General features: G+C 45.4%; 1 protein-coding gene. It reads right to left on the reverse strand.

Annotated features, from left to right (window positions below):
- Positions 1-146 precede the first annotated feature (146 nt).
- On the reverse strand, positions 147-1,421 hold a 1,275-nt coding region (locus tag KQJ23_RS23545; protein WP_216481332.1), incomplete at its 5' end, for an IS4 family transposase.

A 1,421-nucleotide genomic window follows, 5' to 3' on the forward strand; every position in this document is an offset into this window, starting at 1 on the left:
TAATTTCAAAACCAAGAAGTCAATGAAATTTAAAATGGCACGGGGATAACCCCTGTGCCGTTTGCTTTTGGCGTCATGCAAGAAAAAATACGTACAGCAAACAAAGCGGACGGTTCATCCACTTTAAAATGTTCATATAAACCGAATTATGCTACTCTGTAGACGAAGCTAACTGCTGATTTGTAACGGATTTTGCGTGTATTCTTTTGTCCTGGGCGGACGGGTCGAATCGGCAAAATGTTCTTGCGGATCAGTGCTTCAACATCAGGCGGGGGTTCATCGTCTCTTGAGCGCAGGAGATGTCTACAAACGTGAACGGCAACTGTGAAGTTGACTTGGTACGGGTGCCGCTTGTCGATTTGGGAAATGACTACGTGCGAGGTAATCATTTCAGCGAAATTATACATGATCATTCTTGCGAAAATCTCTTGAACGATGGACTCTTGCTTTTTGGCGTGAAAGTTCGTTAAACCGACGGTGTACTTTAGCGCCCTGAAAGAGGTTTCAATGCCCCATCGCATGTTATAGATGGATTTGATCTCATCGGGCGGAAAGTCAACGGCAGAAAGATTCGTTATGACCGTTTCATATTCGCCGTTAGGCAGGGCGAGACGAAGCACCCGAAAGGAAATCGGGTAAAAGAAGTTCTCATGCAAATCTAAAAAGTCAAATGTAGAAGTAGCAGGGACGAATCTGTATATCTCGGGATGAGCTTTGACCTCCTTGGTTTGCTTTTTGGTGAGTGTCAGGTGAATAGGGAGATCAAACTCTCCATCCGTAGGCAAATGCAAGCTCGTAACAATCCCGCTGGAATCCCTTACCCGTATGACATAGTTCCACCCTTTGCGTTCAATATGCGCGAAATTGTTGTAGCTTTCATAGCCTCGATCAGCAGTAACGATGGTTTTTCCTTTGATGGAGGAACGGTCAACCATGTCTGCTAGTGCCTTCCCTTCATTACCCAACCTTCTCGGCTGAACAATAGCATCCACGTAGAGTCTGTTGCACAAGTCATAAGCTGCGTTCAAATGAAGAAGGTTATAGCCCTTCGTGTTCGGCCCACTTTGAAAATAGGTATCTGTGTCCTCCGCGTTCGTTGCAATATGCAAGTCCGAACCATCTATGGCAAGTAATCGATACCCTCGATAGTCTTTTAGATCTTGATACGATTGAGTAAATTCCCGAAACAAGAATTCCACGGCAGACGGCAGAATTTTATTCCGCTGTTGGACGAAAGCAGACGAGGTTGCCGTGTTCACGTCGTAGCCTTGCGATTCCAATAGCTCCTTGTAGATGCTATTTCCGCCCATCGAGATCAAGAGCTGCATAACCGTTTCAAAGGGCAGCTTCTTCTTGCGGGTAAAGTCTGTTTCAGGATTTTTTACATAAGGTGCTGGTGAGGCTGACATTTCTCGTATGAG

It is taken from the genome of Paenibacillus brevis (genome assembly GCF_018919145.1).
Lineage (GTDB): Bacteria > Bacillota > Bacilli > Paenibacillales > Paenibacillaceae > Fontibacillus > Fontibacillus brevis.